Annotated in this window: 13 protein-coding genes; 4 read left to right on the top strand and 9 right to left on the bottom strand. The window is 58.0% G+C overall.

What is annotated here, in order from left to right; genetic code table 11:
• Positions 1-260, bottom strand: a 260-nt coding sequence (locus P8Z34_12115; protein MEJ2551417.1) for a hypothetical protein, incomplete at its 3' end; no start/stop codon positions are given.
• A 118-nt stretch (positions 261-378) separates the two neighbouring features.
• Positions 379-2,475 (bottom strand): chloride channel protein, encoded by a 2,097-nt coding sequence (locus tag P8Z34_12120; GenBank protein MEJ2551418.1) that lies wholly within the window; start codon positions 2,473-2,475, stop codon positions 379-381.
• Between the two features lie 451 nt (positions 2,476-2,926).
• Between P8Z34_12120 and P8Z34_12125 the strand changes: the two genes are divergently transcribed.
• Positions 2,927-3,694: a hypothetical protein gene (locus tag P8Z34_12125; protein MEJ2551419.1), complete on the top strand. Its 768-nt coding sequence runs from the start codon at positions 2,927-2,929 to the stop codon at positions 3,692-3,694.
• A 61-nt stretch (positions 3,695-3,755) separates the two neighbouring features.
• Here P8Z34_12125 and P8Z34_12130 read toward each other — a convergent pair whose 3' ends face one another.
• The 5 genes from P8Z34_12130 to P8Z34_12150 form a co-directional block, all read right to left on the bottom strand.
• The gene (locus P8Z34_12130; GenBank protein ID MEJ2551420.1) at positions 3,756-5,561 is read right to left on the bottom strand and encodes an ABC transporter ATP-binding protein; all 1,806 of its coding nucleotides are present in this window, start codon (positions 5,559-5,561) and stop codon (positions 3,756-3,758) included.
• A 3-nt stretch (positions 5,562-5,564) separates the two neighbouring features.
• Positions 5,565-7,388, bottom strand: coding sequence for an ABC transporter ATP-binding protein (locus P8Z34_12135; GenBank protein MEJ2551421.1), 1,824 nt, complete (start codon positions 7,386-7,388; stop codon positions 5,565-5,567).
• 383 nt (positions 7,389-7,771) lie between these two features.
• On the bottom strand, positions 7,772-9,346 hold the full coding sequence (locus P8Z34_12140; GenBank protein MEJ2551422.1) for a L,D-transpeptidase family protein: 1,575 nt from the start codon (positions 9,344-9,346) through the stop codon (positions 7,772-7,774).
• Between the two features lie 147 nt (positions 9,347-9,493).
• Complete coding sequence (locus P8Z34_12145; GenBank protein MEJ2551423.1) at positions 9,494-10,765, bottom strand: diguanylate cyclase; 1,272 nt, start codon at positions 10,763-10,765, stop codon at positions 9,494-9,496.
• 184 nt (positions 10,766-10,949) lie between these two features.
• Complete coding sequence (locus P8Z34_12150) at positions 10,950-13,877, bottom strand: FAD-linked oxidase C-terminal domain-containing protein (protein ID MEJ2551424.1); 2,928 nt, start codon at positions 13,875-13,877, stop codon at positions 10,950-10,952.
• A 193-nt stretch (positions 13,878-14,070) separates the two neighbouring features.
• Between P8Z34_12150 and P8Z34_12155 the strand changes: the two genes are divergently transcribed.
• The 3 genes from P8Z34_12155 to P8Z34_12165 all read left to right on the top strand — a co-directional run bounded on the left by P8Z34_12155 (position 14,071) and on the right by P8Z34_12165 (position 17,594).
• Complete coding sequence (locus tag P8Z34_12155) at positions 14,071-14,757, top strand: response regulator transcription factor (protein MEJ2551425.1); 687 nt, start codon at positions 14,071-14,073, stop codon at positions 14,755-14,757.
• Positions 14,758-14,881: 124 nt separating this feature from the next.
• The gene (locus P8Z34_12160) at positions 14,882-16,690 is read left to right on the top strand and encodes an ATP-binding protein (GenBank protein MEJ2551426.1); all 1,809 of its coding nucleotides are present in this window, start codon (positions 14,882-14,884) and stop codon (positions 16,688-16,690) included.
• A 139-nt stretch (positions 16,691-16,829) separates the two neighbouring features.
• Positions 16,830-17,594, top strand: coding sequence for an SIMPL domain-containing protein (locus tag P8Z34_12165; protein ID MEJ2551427.1), 765 nt, complete (start codon positions 16,830-16,832; stop codon positions 17,592-17,594).
• A 48-nt stretch (positions 17,595-17,642) separates the two neighbouring features.
• Here P8Z34_12165 and P8Z34_12170 read toward each other — a convergent pair whose 3' ends face one another.
• Positions 17,643-18,323 (bottom strand): TIGR00266 family protein, encoded by a 681-nt coding sequence (locus P8Z34_12170; GenBank protein MEJ2551428.1) that lies wholly within the window; start codon positions 18,321-18,323, stop codon positions 17,643-17,645.
• 35 nt (positions 18,324-18,358) lie between these two features.
• Positions 18,359-19,539: endo alpha-1,4 polygalactosaminidase (locus P8Z34_12175; protein ID MEJ2551429.1), on the bottom strand; the 1,181-nt coding region annotated here is incomplete at its 5' end.

Below are 19,539 nucleotides of genomic sequence, written 5' to 3' on the forward strand. Positions count from 1 at the left end.
GCCTTGCACCATCCCACAGGCCCATCCTGATCGTAGGCGAGGACCCCGGGAAATTGGCCTGCACGGATGAGGTTCGAGGCGAAATCTCGATTCTGTGCAGCGCTTCTCGATTCCCACTGCACAGCGTCCTCGATGTGATAGTAGCAGCAATAACAACCGGACCATTCGGGGTTGTCGGAGAAAGCGGGTCCGTCGAAAAATGCCAGGTAATCCGGCAGAAGGGCGGAGGTCATTTTTCGAATCGTGATCGGATCGGGCATCGCAACCTCACGCGGTGATCTGTTGGGCTGGAATACCGTCTAGACTAAATTTGCGCCCGGCACTGCCTGCGATAGAGCTGCCGCCAGGGCGCATTCGTTGTGTTTGGTCGCCGCCAGGCTACTCGAACGACCTATGGAGTTCTTGAATGAGATCACTGCGCGTGTAGACGGTAATTACGTCCCCTTCCCGGAGCACGGTATGACCGTGAGGGATGATCACCTTGGAATTTCGATGAATCGATACGATGATGCAATCCTCAGGCAGATTGGAGGCGAGCTCGGAAATGTGTTTTCCCACCGCTCGATCGGTTTTATGCAAGGCCAGTTCCAGGTATTCCATTCCCTGTGATCGCTCGCGTTGGGTTCGCTCGATCCGTTGGCCCAATTCCGACCGACGCACCATGGCGATGTTGTAGGCACGGATGGTGTCCTGGCGCCCAATCACCCCGATCAATTGATGCGGATCGTCACGGGAGACCACGGGGATGCGACCCAACCCGCGAGGGCCCATCTTGATCAATACGTCCCCGATCGATTCATCCGGGTAGGCAAGCACCAGATCTTCGAACGGCGTACCGATGTCCTTTACGATCGTCTCTTTCGGCCGGCGTAATCGGACGGCATTTTCCAAATCACTCACCGTTACGATCCCCCACAGTTTTCCCTCTTCATCAAGGATGGGGAATCCCTGGTGGCGTTTCCGGCCGAGTGACTCGGAAAAGCCCTCGATGGACAGATCGTGGTCGAGGGTGTCGATCTCCGTGCGCATAACCTCGCTCACCTGAACACCCTGCAGCACGTCGACGTCGCGGCCGTAGCGTAGATTCACGCCGCGCCGCGCGAGTTTGAGTGTGTAGACCGACTGCTTGCGCATCATTTTTCGCGCCAACAGCGTGGCTACGACCACAGTCAACATCAACGGCAGGATGATGCGGTAATCGCCGGTAAGTTCAAAAAGGATCAACACGGCGGTCATCGGCGCCTGCGCGGCTGCCGCAAAAACCGCCCCCATACCGACCAGGGCGTATGCGCCGGCAGGCGCGGGTGTGAAGGGCACCGTCGACTGCAAGAGCACCCCGAACGCGGCGCCCAACATTGCCCCCATGAAGAGAGAAGGCGCGAAGACGCCTCCCGAACCTCCGGAGCCCAGGGTGATCGCCGTAGCCAGCAGCTTCAACACGAGCAGAACGAAGACGGCTTCGAGAACGACCTGGCTCTGCAGTGTGCTGCCGATTACCTCATATCCAACGTTGAAAATCTGCGGAAGGCTTTCCCACTGTACCGTCGTGAATTGTGGATAGACAAGCGCCAGCACACCGATGAGCGCGCCCCCTACAGCCGGCTGGATCCATTCGGGGACGGACTTCCAGCGGTCGAAAAGGTCTTCGAGGCCGTACAGCAGCTTCACGAAGGCCACTGCGACCAATGCAGCCAGAATTCCCAGGAGCGGATAGAAGAAGTACTCCCAGATACTGTTGATGTGGTATTGCGAGACGAGGGGAAAAGCCGCCACGTCGCCGAAGAATGCCTGTCCGATCACGCTGGCAGTTACCGACGAAATGACGACCGTACTGAAATGGGCCACCGAAAGTTCACCCAGAATGATCTCGATGGCGAATACGACACCTGCGATGGGTGCGTTGAACGTGGCCGCGATGCCGCCAGCCGCGCCGCAGGCGACGAGGTTGCGGATGCGTTCGTCGGAGAGACGGAAAATCTGGCCCACGGTAGATCCCAGGGCCGAACCGATCTGAACGATCGGACCTTCGCGCCCGACCGAACCACCGCTGCCGATGCAGAGTGAAGAGGCCAGGGATTTGATCAACGCCACGATGGGACGGATGCGCCCGCCCTTGAGCGCCACGGCTTCCATCACTTCCGGAACCCCGTGCCCCTTCGCCTCGCGGGCGAAATAGAAGACGAGAAGGCCGACGATCAAGCCGCCGACAGCCGGCACGATGACCACGTAGGCTTTTCCCCAGGAGGCCGTCAAATCCGGCATCCACTCATATCCAACCCATTCCACGCCGCGAATCAGGTATCGGAAGAGGACCGCGCCGATCCCCGCACCGATGCCGATCAAGATCGAGGTGAATACGAGGATGAATTCTTCTGAGGCCACCGGACTGGCCAGAAACCTGCTCCATAAGTTGCGCAGGCGCCGCATTAACACATGCGTGGGCTGCGCCACGTTCTCGCTTTCTACACTGGTCATTCAAACTCTCCAGACTGTTTTCGGTTAGAGCACGTGCGAAAGAAGTGTGCCTTTCGTGCAATTAGCATGTATAGGACGGTTGCGGAATTTCGTCAAGGGGATAATCGTCCAACGAGCGAGGTTCGAACGATCAGGTCATGCAAAATAATCCATCCAGGCGGTCATCGTCTACCGCAGCGGAAACACGGGAAGTTACAGCCAGACCAATAAGCGGCAAGCTTGAAACGAGCCGGAATCGCAGCATCGCGTACCTCGCAGTAAAGTAAGTGAGATTTTACCCGATACAAAGCCACCGATTCCTGCCTGGTACATCACCCTGCGATGAATCGGGAAATGGAGCAAGCCACAATCTTCCAAATCGAATACAATAACGTGGGCCGCCGGTTTTGCAGCCGACGCAAAACCGTCCGCATCCTACAATCGAATCGGATCAAGAAAGGAGCAACGTATCATGGACGAGATCTCCAGCTTTTTCAGAGGACTTTATGATCAATTTTTGCTTCGTGACGTCGTCGCCAAGGTCATTCCCGGATTATTGCCATTGATCGCGCTGAGCCTCTTATTCACGACTGGCTCCACATCTGGCGGCGATATTATCTATGCTCTGGGTATAGGATCTCCGCTCGTCAACGCGATCGTTTTCTTCGGCCTAGGCTTGATGCTCGGTATGCTGCTGCAATTTATCGGCAATCGAACCTACGTCTTCGGAAAACGTAACGTGGATTGGGGACCAAAGACTTTCACCATCCGCAGCAGATCGTTTTCTCTTCCTAAAATTAAGTTTTCCTTACCTGCTGTCGACTGGACACCCATCGTAGTTCATGTATGGGGCAGCGAAGAAGAGTCCATGAAGAAAGAGCTCGATTTTCGTCATTTCGCAAAGCAAATGGAGAATCGCGACTACGTACTCACTAAACGCGAGCGTTTAGTTGTTTTTAAAGAGATGGCTGGAAATTATGCCGTTGCTTTCAGCCTGGCTTTCGTAATCTCACTCGTAATTTGGATCATCAATATTTTCGACGACCCTGACATATTCAACATCAGAAGCATCCTTTTCTTTGTGATACTCTGGATAATCTTGATGGTTTTAAGCCGGCAAAACAAGTCACTTGCGAGCCAACAAAAAAGCTGGGAAAAAATCGTCATCGAATCGAAGGGCAATCTACCCCTCGGGGCGGCCAAACCGGCGGCGAGAACCACACGGAAGGCCAAATCCTGATTGTCGAATGTATCAAAGAAGAAGCTCACCATGTTGCCCCTGCAATGTGGTGAGCTTTTGCTTACCGCGCCATGCTTTCGATGTATTCCAACGATTGATGGCGGAAATAGGTGTTGTACAAATCGGCGTAATGCCCCCCTTGCGCCATTAAGGATTCGTGCGTGCCTTGCGACAGTATTCGCCCGTGGTCCATGACGATGATGCGATCGGCGTTCTGAACCGTCCACAGCCGGTGGGCGATGATCACCGAAGTGCGATCGCGCATCACCGACTGCAAACCTTCCTGGATCTGGGTCTCCGTAAATGGATCGACGCTGGCGGTGGCCTCGTCCAGAATCAAGATCGCAGGATTCTTGAGCAGCACGCGCGCCAACGCCACGAGTTGCCGCTGCCCCATGGACAGATGCGCGCCGCGCTCGCCGACGTAGGTCTCCAGCCCTTTGGGCAAATCCTCCAACCACGCACCTGCACTGATGTGCATCGCCGCCTGGACCACTTCTTCGTCCGATGCGCCGGGACGTGCGTAGCGGATGTTGTCGCCCACCGTCGTGGAAAATAGAAACGGATCCTGCGGTACCAGGCCGATATGCCGGCGGTAGTCGTCCAGGTCGAAGCGGCGTATGTCGTGTTCATCGACGAGCAGCTCACCCTCTTGAAATTCATAGAAGCGCGCGATCAGATTGGCGATACTGCTCTTCCCCGCTCCGGTGTGTCCCACCAATGCCAGCGTCTCACCGGGAGTAATGGTGAGGGAGAAATCCGGAAGCACGACCTCCTTCTCCGTGTATCGAAAACACACGTGTTTGAATTCGATCCTGCCCTGCATGTGTTCGATGCGATCGTGCGCCACCTGCACGACTATCGGTTCGGCGTCGATCAAGGCGAAAACACGTTCGGCTGCGGAAAGACCGTCCTGGAACTGACTCCAGAATGAAGCGATGCTCATCATGGGGAACCAGAAGAATCCGACCGCCTGCATGAACAGATACCAATCGCCCGGTGTGAGATTCCCGGCTTCGACCTGAATCCCGCCGCTGTATACCAACAGCGCCACACCCAATCCGGACGAGAGTCCCATGATGGGGAAAATCGAATTCAAGGTCAAACCGCGGCGTATCCCCACCTGATACCCCTGGCGGTTGTTGCGTTCGAAGGTGTCGTAGATCGCCCGCTCCTTACGGAAGCTCTTGGCCACGAAAATGCCGCTGATCGATTCCTGGATCTGGGCGTTGATTTTGGCCGTCACGCGCCGGGCGTTCTGCGTTACACGCCGGGCGACGCGCCGGAAGCTCAGCGCGATGACCACGGCCAACGGCGCCATGGCGTACAAAATGAGACTCAAGCCGGTGTTGATGCTCATCAGCCAGATCGTCAAAATTCCAATTTGCATGAATTGACTCAGCAGGTTGACGACCAGCGTGACCACCTCGGAAAAATCCTGCGTATCGGAAGTGACGCGGCTGACGATCTTGCCGGAGGGATGTTCGTCGTAGAACGACATATCGTGGCGTACCGTGGCGTCGAAGACATCCTCCCGCAGTTTGAGCACGACGTCTCCGATCACGCGCGCCGAAAGCCATTGGCGCGCGAAATTCGAGATCCAGGCCAGGCCGCCCATCAGCAGCACCAGACTACAACTGAGCGCGATGCTGGTCAGGGATGGATTTTTCCCGACGACATCGATGGCTCTGGCGATGGCGATCGGTGCACCGCTTCCGGCGACCGAATTGATCGTCAGCGCTACAGCCACATAGAGAACCTGTCTCCCAAACGGGCGGAAATAACTCAGGATGCGCGCCAGAAGAACGCGATCGCCGTATTCACGATCGTAGGCTTCCGTATCCAGACCGTCCAGGATAAAGCCCATCGCTCAATCGTCTCCATCGTGGATCGGGGCAGCGGAAGGCCTCACGCTTCCGCTTCCCGATTCGACTCGGGAAAAAATACGCCGGTAATCTGCGCTGCGCTCCAGCAGTTCCTCGTGCGTGCCCTGATCCACCAATCTTCCCCGGCGCAGGACCAGAATGCGATCGGCCCAGCGGATCTGACTGAGGCGGTGTGTGATCAGGAACGTCGTCCGTTCGCGACTGATCTGGCGCATGGCACGCTGGATCTGATCTTCGGTGGCACTGTCGATGGCGCTCGTGCTGTCGTCCAAAATGAGGATGCGCGGATCGGTGAGAAACGCGCGGGCGATGGCGATGCGCTGCCTTTGTCCTCCGGAGAGCATCACGCCGCGCTCGCCAATTTCCGTCTCATAGCCGTCGCGGAAGGATTGGATGAAATCATCAGCCTGCGCCTCAAGGGCGGCCTTTTCGATACTTTCCCGCGAAGGTGAATCACATCCGAAGGCGATGTTTTCCGCGATCGTGCTGGAAAACAGGAAGATCTCCTGCTCGATCGTCGAGATCTGCGAGCGCAGCGATTCCATGCTCCAATCGCGCACGTCGATTCCATCGATCTTCACACAACCTTCGTCGACGTCGTAAATGCGGTTGATCAAACGCGTCAGCGTGGTCTTGCCCGAACCGGTCTCGCCGACGATGGCGATCGTCTTGCCGGCCTCGGCCTTGAAATTGATCTCGCGCAGCACGGATTGATCGCCGTAGCTGAAACTGACGTTCTCGAAAACCACCTCGCCGCGCATCGGCTTGCTGATCCCGCCGACGTTCTCGTCCAGTTCGGTTTCGGTGTTGATCAGCTTCAGGATTCGCTCTGCGCTGGCGATACCCAGTTGAACCAGATTGAAGGAGAAGAGAGAGATGAACGTCGGAAACCGCAGCGCGCCCATCAATCCGACGAATGAGATCGCCTCCCCCAGACTTATCCGCCCCGCTTGCCAGACGAACAAGGCATGAAAGAGTCCAAACGCCCAGCTCAGGCTGAAAATCAGCATGGGCCAATAGCGCGCCTGAATTTCTCCCTGCTGCACGAACAAGTCCCGATAACGGCGGGCGTCGTGTGTGAATTTGTCCCACTCGAAGTGTTCCTGCACCGTGGACTTGACCACTTCGATTCCGGCGATGGCTTCGGCCAGACCGGCGTTCATGTCTCCAAATTGATCGCGCATGGCCGTGCTGACCGGATTCAAACGATGGTTGTAATCAAGCAGGGTCAGGATGAGCAGAACCAGGAAGATCGAGGGTACGAGCAGCAACTCGGTCCGGATGGCACCGATCAGCACCATGGGCACGATGGTGTTCATGACGGAGTCGGTGATCAACATCACCCCCGGACTGAACATGAGGTTCAACGTGCGCACGTCGTTGGTGGCGCGTGCCATGATGTCGCCGATGCGCTGGCGGCCATGGAAAGTCTGACTCTTCCCCAGCAAACTGACGTACAGTTCGTGGCGCGAATCACGTTCCACGCGCTGTGCCAGGAACTCCGCGGAATAATTGCGCATCAAGCCCGTCAGTCCCTGGCTCATCGCTGCCACCATAACCGTGAGGGCCACCTTGATCAATTCACCGCGTTGAAAACCAGTGCCGGTGATGACGTCGAAGGCGCGCCCGATGAAGAGTTGAATGTTGCTGTATGCCATGTTGTTGCCAAGTGCGGCCAGGATCATACCGAGCAGGAATATGGGATAGCGCAAGGTGTGCGACAGGATCCAGCGCACGGGTCCCGTGCGTTTGTACTTGTATTCGGATTCGAGTGAAAACTCGCGCTTTTCGATCGTCAATTCAGTCATGGCCAGGAAATTAGATTATACACGTCCAAATCCTGTTTCGGTGATCCAGGTCGTAATTAATTTCGGAAAGAGCGCGCGCGGGATTCTGTCTATAGAAGGCGAGCGTCGGGCAGCCCCTATCTATTCATATTAAGCGGAGGGCGAAGCGGAGCGCAGCCCGCAGTAGAAGGACGGCTCTTCACCTTCTCCACGCAGTGTCAACGCTCCTCCTTCGACTTCACTCGCTGCTGCGCAGCTCGTTCCGCTCAGGATGATGAAAAAGGAATTACTGGCGCCGGATGTTTATCCGTCGGTGTTCGGGATAAATCGTAGGACCTGCCATAGATCGGCAGATTCAAATCTGCCGCATATCGGATGCGGATAAATGTCCGCTGCCGCCGTTTTCAGGGCCGAATCTCGACCACCACACCGTTTTCGGCCCAGTTGTACAACGCCTCCCCCGCCTCCAAATCGAGGATGATACAACCGTACGAAGCGGGTCGCCCCAGCACGTCCGCCCACAACCGCCGCCCGCTCGAAAGCAGCGGCAATCCGTGGATCCCGTTGAGCAGATCGGGTGTGGCGTAATAAATCCCCAGAAAATGCGGCATGTACAGGTCCCAGATCGAAGCGTAGGCGTTGAGTTCGTGCGTCATGACCTGGAATATGCCGGGCATCGTCGGAGAGGAATCGATCCCGGTACTGACGACGTACTCCCGATACAAATCCCCATTCTCGTAGACCCACATCCGCTGTTCGGTGATGCTGATGACGATGCGCTTGCCCATCACGACGGGCAGCTCCAACAACGAGTCTTTCGGCGGCACGACCAGGGTTTCACCGACCCGCAAGCCGCGTCGTGAGAGCATCGGATTCTCCTCGAGCAGCTTCCAGAACGGCATCGACACCTTGAAACCGATCGAAACCAGATTGTCGCCCGAAACGATGACGTAGCTGGTCGGAAGATAGTGGATCAAAATGGGATCGGACGCTTCACCTTCGAGTGCCTGCCCGACGACCACCCGCGCTTCCTCGTGATCGAAACTGCGTTCTTCTCCCAGGGAATCATCCAGCCCCTGGAGATATTCTTCGATTGCCTCCGTTTCGATTCCAATCGAAATACTCGAGATGTTGCGATCCAATGCAACCCAGGAAGCGATCGATTCGCGATCGGGTTTCCATTCAAAGGTTTCATCCGTCACTGGATCGTATGCACGCAGGCTGACGTCCGCGTGCAGCATGCCTTCGAGAGTGTCCGCCGCTTCGGAAGCGTCCACGATTTTCGGTTCGCTGGGTGACGTAACGAGGGGAATCAAGCGACGTTCCGTCAGGATCGCAGATGGGTCCTGCTCGAGCAAAGCGAGGCTGGCCTCGACATCCAATACCCTGCCGAAGCGGCCGGGCTGGTACGCCACGTCACCATTATCAACGGATAACTGCGCTTCGGCGGCGGGAATCGCTACGACCTCGGCCCAGGTTTCGAGTCCGTGTCGAGCCGCGATCTCATCCAGGTAGACCCAGGGCAGCACGTCAGTCGGCTGCCGGAAACCGTGCAGCCAGGTTCCGATCCCCCGGATCAATCCCTGGCCGCGGCCCACAGAGAAAGCTCGCATCGCCGTAGACCGGGCATCCACACCCAAGCCGAAATCGGCCGGTGTGACGACCCACGCCCGATCGGCGTCCGAGCTGTCTACGGCGGTCAGGCGCAGCTCCCGATTCCAAACACGATCCAATTCCTGCGCCGCTCTCTCCAGGCTCAGGCCTTCCAGCGGCATACCGCCGACCGTTACACCGGGCATGATCTGGCCGGATATCTGGCAGGTGAGGTAACCCACCAGAATCACGATGACGGCAATCAGCAGCAGGACGACCCCGATCCCTGCGCACCATCTCGCCGTTTTCACGACCTTCGGCGAGAACGTTGGAGGCGTAAACCGCCTGGATGCCGATTTCGTTGCGGATTTTCTCGTCGTTTCCACGGATGCCCTAACTCGTCAGGAACATCACCACCGATGAAGCGATGTTCATAAATCCTCGCATCATCCAATCATATTCATATTGACAAAGGATGCAAAAAGGCTGCCAATCAAAACTGAATTCATCCCAAATTTACCAAAATGTGAATACTAATCGGAGTCTTTGGTTGAGAGGGGATTGGATTTCCAACGTGGTTTGCCGCCCTTGCCGAGCTTCTCCTGGTACATTTGCCGATCGGCAGCATTGAGTGCTGCGCTGAGTGAGCCCTCGCTCATGATCGTTGCCGAACCTAACGAAAGCGAAAGGGGATTGTCCTCATTCTCGGAGTTGTGGATCTCGACTTCCGCACGCAGCCGTTCGAGTGCAACGTTCACGATGTTTTCGTCCGCGTTGGGAAGCAGCACGGCAAACTCGTCGCCCCCGATTCGTGCGACGACGTCGTCCGCACGGAAAATCTTGCGCAGTACGGCCGCAGAACGGCGTAAAACCTCATCCCCGGCTTCATGACCGCGCGTGTCATTGATCACTTTCAAATCGTCGATATCCACCATGACGACGCTGATGGGATAGAGTTCGTCATGCTCCAATCGCGCCAATTCCTCTTCAAAACACCCACGATTGTATAAGCCGGTGAGCGCATCGTGCATACTCATGTAGCGCAAGCGCTCCTCGGTCTTTTTACGGTTGGTGATGTCCGTCATGACGGCCATTGATCCGACACGGCGGTCGTTCTCATACAACATCGAGCCGCTGACCAGAACCGGGACCCGCGTGCCATCCTTTCGCAGGAGTTCGACTTCATAGCGGTCCGATTCCACCCCTTGACGCCGGCGTTCGTTCGCCGCGTCCACGATGGGCTGTTGATCGGTGGGAAGAAATTTCGTCCAGTGTTTGCCCAACATCTCTTCTTGCGAATATCCCACGAGTTTTACCATGGCCGGGTTGACGAAAGTAATGCGCTCGTTTTCATCGTCGACGACGATTCCCTCCATCAAGCGCTGTACGATGTTCTCGTGGAATTCTTTGAGCTGGCGCAGCTCGATCTCCGCCGTACGCTTCTCGACCGCGCGCCGCAGCGTAAGCAGCAGTTGATCGACGTCGTACGGTTTCTCCAGATAGCTGTAGGCGCCCAGGTTGATCGCTTCGATCGCAGTCTCACTCGAGGCGTGTCCGGTGATCATGATGCATTCCGTCGCGGGAAATCGATCCCGAATTCTCGCCAACAGCTCCAACCCGGACATGTCCTCCATCTTCAAATCGATGAGCGCAACGGCCGGAACTTCATTTTCTATGGCGACCATGGCCGATACACCGCAAGAGGCGGAAATCGGATGAAAACCTTTCGTTCGCAGGATGTCCTCGAGGGTTCTGCGTAAATTTTGATCGTCGTCTACGATCAGGATCGTTTCGTCGCTGCTCATGCCTGCTGCGCTCTTTATGTCATCTGATGGATGTGCATCCTAGAAGATATTCGAACGAAGACATTGTTCATCGGATTCACGAATCACCCACTCTGCTCGTGATGGACGACAGGGAGTACGTGCGGCGAAGAAAAAAGGACGGGCATCGTGTCGGTTCGAAGCTGCACCTTCACAACTGACTATATCACGTTTCGTTCCGATCTCGCAGCGCCCCGGCCAGCACTTCGATCGGGTGGAGCGCCGACTTCCCCGTCGTGTGTTCGATCTGCTCGCGACAGGAAGTCCCTGCAGCACAAACGATCGTATCCGCATCGGCGCTGCGGACGGCGGGCGCCAGGGACATCTCCGCCAGCTTGATCGAGAGATCGTAATGCTCCTTTTCATAGCCGAAAGAACCGGCCATGCCGCAGCAGCTGGAATCGACCTCTTCAACCGTGCAGTTGGGAATCAATTCGAGCATCTGCCGCGTGGCCTCGGTCCCGAAACTCGCCTTCTGCTGACAGTGGCCGTGAAACAACACGTGTCGCGGAGTCGCATCGAATTCGAGTCCCAGGTGACCGTTATTTGCCAATTGAACGAGATACTCCTCCAACAAAAATGTCACGCTTGCGACGTCGTCCGCCGCTTCCCCGGGAACCAGATCCGGATACTCATCCACCAGCATGGCCATGCAGCTCGGCTCACAACCGACGATGGGAATGCCGCGCGCCGCATAGGGAGCCAGCAAACGAACGTTGTGCTGCGCCGCTTTTCTGGCTTCCCCCAGGAAGCCTTTCGACACCGCCGGCCGCCCGCAGCAGACCCGATCCCACAGTATGATCGGTTCACAGCCGGCAGCTTCGAGCACGCGGATGGCCGCCTCGCCGATTCTCGGCGAGTTATGCTCCATGAACGTGTCGTGAAAGAAAACGACCTGCTTCAGGGTCGCCGTGGCCTGGCCGTCGAGCTGCGCTTTGTGCTGTCGATACCAGCGGCTGAAAGGTTGACTGGCGTAACGCGGTAGAGAACGCGCCTTGTGGACACCCAAAACGGTCAGTGCCCACTTGCCCGGCCCGCGCATGAGCGCATTGACCACCGGTGCAAAGGGCTGAGCGAATTTACTCAGCCCAGCGAAGTGGGCGAACAGCCGCGAACGCAGCGATGGCCGGTGTTTTTGATAGTACTGGTATAAGAATTCAGCTTTGAGTTTCGCCATGTCGACGGAAGAGGGACATTCCGACGTGCAGGCGTGGCAGGATAGACACAGATCGAGAACATCGTACAGTTCCTGGGAACTCATTCCCTCCGGACCCAGCAGACCCATCATCGCTGCGCGCAGTGCGTTCGCCCGGCCGCGCGTGCTGTGCGTTTCGTCTCGCGTGGCCTGGAAAGAGGGGCACATGACGCCCTGTTCCAACTGGCGGCACACGCCAGCGCCGTTGCACATTTCCACGGCCCCGGCGAATCCGTGATCCTTGCGAAATTGAAAGACGGTCGACTGTGGCTCGTACGGCGTGGCGTAATCGCTTCCGTAGCGCAGTAAGGACTCATCGTCCATCTTTGCCACGTCGACGACCTTCCCCGGGTTCATCAAACCTTTAGGATCGAAGACCTGCTTGACATCGCGAAAAGCCTGAGTGAGTTCGGGCCCGAAAAGCTTCTCGGAAAATTCACCGCGCGCCATTCCCTCACCGTGTTCCCCACTCGTCGTACCGGAATACGAGATCACCAGTTCGCAGGACTTCTCGGCGATCTGCCGCATTTGCGCTATACCCGTCTTCGTTTTCAGGTCGATCATGGGACGCAGGTGCATGCATCCCGCACTGGCATGGGCATAAACCGCCATCTGGCCCACGCCCACCTCGTGGGCGAAATCGTCGATCTGCGCCACGTAATCGGCCAGATGTTCCACAGGAACGGCGGCGTCCTCGATGAAGGGAATGGGTTTCGCATCCCCGCGCATGCTCATCAAGATACCCAAGCCGACCTTGCGCGTCTGCCAGACAAGTTCTTGTTGGGAGGCATCGGCGAGAATCACCAGCGCACCTTTATGATTCAGCTGACTCAATTTCTTTCGCAAACGCTCGATCCCTGCATCCAGTTCGGCGTCGTCATCCCCTTCGTATTCGACGACCAGCACCATTTGAGGATCACCTTCGATTAAAGTGAGCATTTTACGGTAGTCGCTTCCCGTCCGGGTCAGGTCGAGCAGCATTTTGTCGATCGCCTCGATCGCGGCGGGCTGCGTTTCCAACAAGGGCGGCACGGCTTCCAGGGCCTCGCGCACGTGGTCGTAATGCACCAGGGCGAGTCGTTTCCGCAAGGGCGCTGGGACCAGGTGGAGAGTCATTTCCGTCATCACGCCTAACGTGCCCTCGGAGCCGACGATCAACTTCGCCAGATTGGGTATGGAGTTGCCCGAAAGGTGATTCAGGTTGTATCCGGAGACGCTGCGGAACGTGCCGGGATAATGCGCCTCGATCTCGTCCGCATAGCGCCTGAGGATCACGGGCATTTCACGGTACACCCGTCCCTCGATGCCCGACCGTTGAGAATAGGTCTCCCAGGCTTGCAGGGTAGATTCTCCGAAATGCACCCGCCGGGCATCGGCCAGGACGACGTCCATATCGACGACGTGGTCCACCGCCAATCCGTAGAGGATGGAATGGGCGCCCGAAGCGTTGTTTCCCAGCACGCCGCCCATGGTCGCTCGATCGGCGCTGGCGGGATCGGGGCCGAACATGAGGCCGTACCGTTCGAGACGTTTGTTAAGCTGCCCCAGCGTGATCCCCGGCTGGGTCCGTACGGTACGTGCCTGCGGATCGATCTGCAGGATGCCGTCCATGTGATAGGAGAAATCCAGAATCAAAGCGCGGCCTACGGTCTGGCCGGCGAGACTGCTCCCGCCTCCCCGGGGCAAGACCGGAACGCCATGTTTGCCGGCGACCTTCACCGCAGCGACGACTTCGTCGGCGTCACGCGGCAGGACTACACCGTAGGGCATGATCTGGTAGATGCTGGAGTCGGTGCTGTAGAGCAGCCGCGTCATGCGATCGAAGGACGCCTCCCTGACGACGCGTTTCAGATCGTTGATGAATTCCTGGCTTGCCTCAAATGAATCGTCTCGAATCATTGTACGTCTACCTACTATACAACCGGAGGCAGTTGACTGCCTCCCATGAATTCAGGTATTTTGCTTTAACCCAAGATACTGATATTCTAACGCATGAATTCGGTCAGCAGGAATACGTCTGCGGCGCTCACCAGGTAAGAGGCCGCCACGGATGCAGACTGCCGTCGAGATCGCATGGAGGTGCATCAAACCCATGCCGCATACGATTCTGGTCGTGGATGACGAAACTGCTATCGTCGAGTTACTGAGCTACAACCTGGAGAAAGCGCACTACGGCGTGCTCGTGGCACGCGATGGGATAGAAGCACTCCGCCTGGCTCGCGAGCGGAGACCCGATCTGGTCATCCTCGACTTGATGCTGCCCGGCCTGGACGGCCTCGAAGTATGCCGCGAAATCCGCAAACACGGCGACACGCCCATCATCATGCTCACCGCACGCAGCGAGGAGGTGGACCGCGTCGTGGGCCTCGAACTCGGCGCCGACGATTACGTCGTCAAACCCTTCAGCGTGCGGGAACTCATGGCGCGTATCAAGACCGTTCTGCGACGGACAAAAGCCCAGGCTCAACCTTCGGGCGGTACCTTACGCGCGGGGGATTTGTCCTTACGCCCGCAAGAACACGAAGTCCATTGGCGGCAGATCCCCGTCGAACTGACTCCCCTGGAGTTCGATTTGTTGGAGACGTTAATGCAGCATGCGGGACAAGTGCTGACGAGGGAACAGCTCCTCAGCCGGGTATGGGGATATGACTATCACGGTGATTCACGCGTCGTCGACAGCGCCATCAAACGCCTGCGCGCCAAGCTGCGCAAAGCCGGTGCCGGATCCGCGCCTATCGCAACCGTGCGGGGAGTCGGGTATCGGCTGGATCGGGAATGAACGTCGTGGATCGAAGGGTTCGCCCGGTAAGCTTGTGGTTACCCACCCAGACTACCCGGCGCAGATGCGTGCGCGTGCGTGTTGACACACTTCTGACACATGCGGCTGCTACAATGTGGGTCCAATGTTCCGATCGATTCGCGCTCGTCTGATCGCCTCCTACCTGCTCGTGGTCCTGCTGGCGATGGGAATCGCTGCCGGTTTGGCCTGGGCGGCGCTCGATCGCGCCTTTCTGGGCATGCTGCGCGAGAATCTGCAGGTCGAGGCCTGCCGCCTGGCGGAAGCTATCGAACTGGTGAAAAGCGGCGGCCAGACTACGCTCAACAACCCCGTACAGCAAACCATCCCAGGTGCATACTCCCCCAGCGCCAACGTCCAGCCCGGATATCACGAGTGCATCATCGACAACGAGGGCACGGTGATCTCGCTTGGACAATCCACCGTCCAGACGGACGCAGTGCAAAAACAAATCGACGAAGGATGCCAGAGTCCGGCGATCCTCGGCCGCAGCGAAATCCAAAGCGTGCTGAGCGGCGAACCGGCGACGGCGGTCCGCACTTACGATTGGGCGCCGGACCAGCGCGTGCTCTACGCCGCCTGCCCCGTTCGCCTGGAGAACGGGAACATCGGCGGTGTGTATTACATCGCCAGCCCGGTGCCGCGTTTGAGCCTGTCGCTCTTTCCGACGTATTTCGGAACACAGGCGTTGGGCAGCATCCTCATCGCAGTCGTTCTCACCGGAATCGCGGGCGCTTTGCTGGCGCGCACCCTGACGCGGCCGCTGCAGCGCCTCACCCGGGCAGCCACCGGCATCACCCGGGGTGAAACGGTTTCTCCCATTCCCCCCGCCTCGACCACGGAATTGAACCGCCTGGGCGAGGCGTTCAACACCATGAACAGCAACCTATCCCTGGCACTCGATGCCCTGGCCGTACAAGCCCGCCAGCGGGAAGTCATCCTGCACGGCATCGCTGACGCCGTCGTCGCAGCCGACGCTGACGGCGATACCGTTCTGGCCAATCCGGCGGCGTCCGTGCTGCAAGAATTCGCTGCGGATTCTCTGCAGCAGGTGATACGAGATACGTTGGCTGGCGATGCGGCACGGACCACAGAAATAACCGCTCGGGATCAGGTGTTTGAGATATTGACCGCCCCGCTGCATGACGAAGATGGACGCATCAGCGGTGCCGTTGCCGTCGGCCACGACATCACCGCCTTTCGCCAGTTGGTGCGGCTGCGCACCAACTTCGTCTCCGATGTGTCCCACGAACTGCGAACGCCGTTGACCGCCATCAAGGGCCTCGTCGAGACCCTGCAGGACAGCGCCGCCGACGACAGGGCTGTGCACGAACGCTTCTTGAATACGATTGCATCGGAGACGGAACGTCTGATCGGCCTCACGAACGATTTGCTCTTGCTTAGCCGGGCGGACACCGGACGGCTCACCCTGGATCCGGCGCCGTTGGAATTGAGCGACGCCGTCGAACGCGCGGTGAGTCAGTTGGTGGAACGCGCAAAAGAGAAGCGGATCGAAGTCGACATTGTGCCCGCCGAAGCGCCCACTCGCGTCCTCGCCGACGCCGACCGCATCCATCAAGTCCTCGTCAACCTGCTCGATAACGCCATCAAGTTCACCCCCTCTGCAGGCCGAATCCGCATCACCTTCGGCCGGTCCGGCGACCACGTCTCCTGTACGATTCAAGATTCCGGCCCCGGCATCCCCACCAAAGAGATCCCCATGCTCTTCGAACGCTTCTATCGCGGCGACCGTGCCCGCGCCCGCGGCGAGAACGAAAGCGGCACCGGCCTGGGCCTGGCGATCGCCAAAACGATCGTGGAAGCGCACGGCGGCCGCATCTGGGTCGAGAGCCGGCCCGTCGATGGTGCGGCTTTCACCTTCACCCTGCGCTGGGAGCCGAACGCCGCCACGTAGCGGACCCTCCTTCATACTGCCACCAATCTGCCTCGTTTTCACCTGCAAACTGCCATGTTGAATCGATAGGGTGGAAGCAAACGAAACCGCCACAGGAGCAGCGCCGCGAAAACGGCGCGTGGCGAAAGGAGCTGCAGATATGAAACCGGCGTCCATTCTTCTCGTAGGTTTTACCGCCCTGGGGGTTTTCCTCTTGCCCTCCAGGACGTCAACGAACGTCGAAACCCAGACACCGCGCACGATCACCGTCAGCGGGGAGGCGGAGATCCGCGTCGTCCCAGATGAAGTCCAGATCACGCTGGGGGTTGAAACATGGAGCGAAAGGCTGGACAGCGCCAAACACGAGAACGACTCCCGCGTCGAAGCCGTGATCGACACCGCAAAGGACTTCGGTGTCGAACCGCAGCACATCCAGACCGACCACATCAGCATCGAGCCGACGTACGAATCTTACAGCTACACTTCGATGCGCATCGTCACCGGCTACTTCGTACGCCGCACGATCGTCGTCACGCTGCGCGACATCAGCGTGTTCGACGATTTACTCTCGGAAGTCGTCGAATCGGGCGCGAATTACGTACACGGGATCCAATTCCGCACCACGGAGCTTCGCAAGCACCGCGACGATGCCCGCGAATTGGCGATCAACGCCGCACGGGAAAAAGCGGTGGCGCTCGCCGGGGAATTGGATCAATCCATCGGCCTGCCCAACAACATCCGCGAAGATCAGGTAGGTTGGTGGTCCTGGTACTCGTCCGGCTGGTGGGGCGCACGCTACGGCGGCACGATGAGCCAGAACGTGATCCAGGAATCGACTCAGGTTTCCACGATGAGCGACGACGGCATGGCCCCGGGTCAAATATCCGTCACGGCGCGGGTCACCGTCGTGTTCGAACTGAATTGAACCCTCGATCCGGAGGGCGGCCGGTCCTTTCCCCAGTGGCGGGGACGTTCATCCCTTCGAGGGAAAATAGGGGCGCAGTTTCGCAGCCAGGTTCGAGATCGGCATTGTCTGCAGCCACACACGGCCGGGGCCTTTGAGCGAGGCCAGGAATAGGCCTTCGCCTCCGAAGAAGATATTCTTCACGCCCTTGACGCGCATGATGTCGAAATCGACCGTCGGCTCGTACGCGGCGACGTGCCCGGGATCGACTTGCAGCAACTCGCCGGAGGCCAGGGTGTATTCGCGCAACTCGCCGGGAATTTCCAAAAAGACGACGCCCGGCCCGGTCACCTTCTGCAGGATGAACCCTTCCCCGCCGAAGAGGCCGGCCCCGAGTCGCTTGCGGAAGAACATCTCCAATTGGGCCGATCCTTCCGCGCACATGAAAGCATCCTTCTGGCAGATGAGGGTTTGTCCGCTGGCAAGTTGAACGTCCAGTACCTTTCCCGGCGCTTCGGGTGTAAAGACGATCAACGCCTCGCCAGCCCGGCACGTATATGTGGTCATGAAGAGTGATTCTCCGGCCAGGGCGCGGCCGAGTCCCTTCATCAAACCCCCGCGCGTGTCGGTTTTCATGTCGATTTCGCCGCGCATCCAGGCCATTCCACCGGATTCGGTGTACATGGATTCTCCCTGCCCCAGATGTACATCGACGCTCTGCATCACTTGTCCGATCACTTCGTATCGCATCGTTCACCTCCTGTGATGTGTACGGAACCTCTCACTTATTCGACGATTTCGATGTAGCGATCCAACGCTCGCGCGCCCACAAACGGCACGAAACCATACGAGCGCGACGTTTGGAGGATCCAGATAATGTTTTCCACTTCAAGCGCATAATCCACGCTGAATACGACCAATCCCTGGCTGCGGGCGAAGGATAATTCTTCCAGGTACTCCTCACTGCTACCGTGCAGCGTACCGTCCGGATAATCGTCGTACTGCCGGCGGCACGCAGTTGACAGACTTTCCCGATAGGCACGCGTATCGATTTCGTCCGCCGTGCGCGGCAGTGGACAATCCCCCTGCGGCCGGTTATCAACGCCGCCATCGAACCACACGTGGGCGACGGCATCGATGCTCCGGCGGAACTCTTCATCTGCGACAAGGTCTGCCGGATTTTGCGCCACGATCACACAGCGCGCACAAGCCTGCCGAATTGTTTCGCTGATCGACCCTACCCAGGCGATCATTTCGGATTTTGCGTCCACCGCATCACGACGGGCAGCCTCTGTCACGATTTCGTCTTCGTACGCCGCCACCCAATCCAGATACACCCCATCGTAGTCCATGTCTAAAACCTGACGCAATAGTCCGTCTTCTCCCATCCAGATCGATTGCCATTCGTCATTCCAGAAGGCCACCGGGAAGTCGACCGCCCAACCAACCGGATCGTCCCCGAGAATCCAATCCGGATCGCCAATCCGCCAATCATCATTCCAATACGTGCGGAAGGATTCCGCTTCGGCGATGTCGATGTAAGCGAGCACCAGCTTCGGATGCGAAGCGTCATGCAGGCGTTCGATCACCTGTGCCACGGGAAAGTCCTCGCGATCGATCTCGAAGGGGACGTAATCGAGCACCACCATGTCGTACGGGGACGCGGCAATCTGCTGCAGAAGGTCCTCATCGAGTTCGCTGTCGAGCAAATAGAGCCAATGTTTCACGGCCGCCAATCCGGCGATTCCCTCACCCGGCGAATCGGTGATCTGTGATGGACGGATCGTGCTTCCGGTATCTACCTCTTCGTTGGGAGTGACCAGCATAACGGGATGCGTTGCTTCCCCTCCCTGTGAGCAGCCAGTTAAAATGACGAAGAAAAGAACGATGATCTGGAACGGATAGGGGCAGCGAGTCCGAATCGTTTTCACGGTCACCTTCCTTTGATACACAATCCGGTGAGTTC

The organism is Anaerolineales bacterium (assembly GCA_037382465.1).
GTDB lineage: Bacteria > Chloroflexota > Anaerolineae > Anaerolineales > E44-bin32 > WVZH01.